Genomic DNA, 1,226 nt, shown 5'->3' with positions numbered 1-1,226 from the left:
CCGCCGGACAGCGCCAGGTAGCTGCGCCCGGCCAGATGGCTGGCGTCGGCCGCCGCCAAGGCCTCGGCGACGATCTGCACATCGCGCTCGCGGCCGCTGGAATGGGGCAGCCGACCGAAGCCGACCACCGCCTCCACCGGAAAGGCGAAGCCCAGCGACGAACTCTGCGGCAGCACCGCCAGGCGCTGCGCGCGAGCGACGCCCGGCCAGTCGTCGAGGCCGCGCTCGTCGAGCAGCACCAGCCCTTCGGCCGGCTCCAGTTCGCCACAGAGAGCGCCAAGCAAGGTGCTCTTGCCAGCGCCGTTGGGGCCGAGTACGCCGAGCATCTCGCCAGGCCGCAGCTCCAGCTCGAGGCCTTCCAGTACAGTCTTTCCGCCACGGCGGATGGACAGGTTCTCCACGCGCAGCATCAGGCCCGCCCCCGCAATAGCAGATAAAGGAAGAACGGCGCGCCGATCAGTGCCGTGACGATGCCGATCGGCAACTCCGCCGGAGCCAGCGCCAGGCGCGCCAGCAGGTCGGCAAGCAGCAGGAGAATGGCGCCGGCCATCATCGAGGCCGGCAGCAACGTCCGATGATCCGGACCGGCAACCAGACGGATCAGGTGCGGCACCACCAGGCCGATGAAGCCGATCATCCCCGCCGCCGCCACTGCGGCGCCGACGCCGAGGGCAGTGCAAAGCACCAGTTCGGCCTTCAATCGCTCGACGTCGAAGCCCAGGTGACGGGCCTCGGACTCGCCGAGCAGCAGTGCGTTCAGCGCATCTGCCCGGCGCGGTAGCCAGCAGGCCACCAGCAGCGCCACCAGCAGCAGCGGCCAGAGTCGTGGGTAGCTGGCGCCGTTCAGGCTGCCCAGGTTCCAGAAGGTCAGGGTACGCAAGGTGGCGTCATCGGCGAGATAGGTAAACAGTCCGATCACCGCGCCGGACAGCGCGGTCAAGGCGATCCCTGCCAGCAACATGGTGGCCACGCTGGTCTGGCCATCGCGGCGGCCAAGTCGATAGACCAGCCAGGTCACCCCCAGGCCGCCGCCGAAGGCGCACAGCGACAGCAGGTAGGGCGCGAGGAACGCCGGCAAGCCACCCAGCGAGGCGCCGAATACGATGGCCAGCGCCGCGCCGAGGGCCGCGCCGCTGGACACCCCGACCAGCCCTGGATCGGCCAGCGGGTTGCGGAACAGGCCCTGCATCGCCACCCCGGACAGCGCCAGCACCGCGCCCACGGCC

The 1,226-nt window shown here is 70.5% G+C and carries 2 protein-coding genes; both read right to left on the bottom strand.

Features of this window, described 5'->3' with window-relative positions:
* On the bottom strand, positions 1 to 410 hold a 410-nt coding region (locus FFS27_RS32925), incomplete at its 3' end, for an ATP-binding cassette domain-containing protein (protein WP_137952563.1).
* A partial coding sequence (locus tag FFS27_RS32920; protein WP_110713767.1) for a FecCD family ABC transporter permease occupies positions 410 to 1,226 on the bottom strand: 817 nt, incomplete at its 5' end. The genes FFS27_RS32920 and FFS27_RS32925, both read right to left, overlap by 1 nt.

Origin of the sequence: Pseudomonas sp. 2VD (assembly GCF_005503585.1) — a bacterium.
GTDB lineage: Bacteria > Pseudomonadota > Gammaproteobacteria > Pseudomonadales > Pseudomonadaceae > Pseudomonas > Pseudomonas aeruginosa.
The sequence above is the reverse complement of the archived record's forward strand: the minus strand, read 5'-3'. Positions and strand labels throughout refer to the sequence as shown.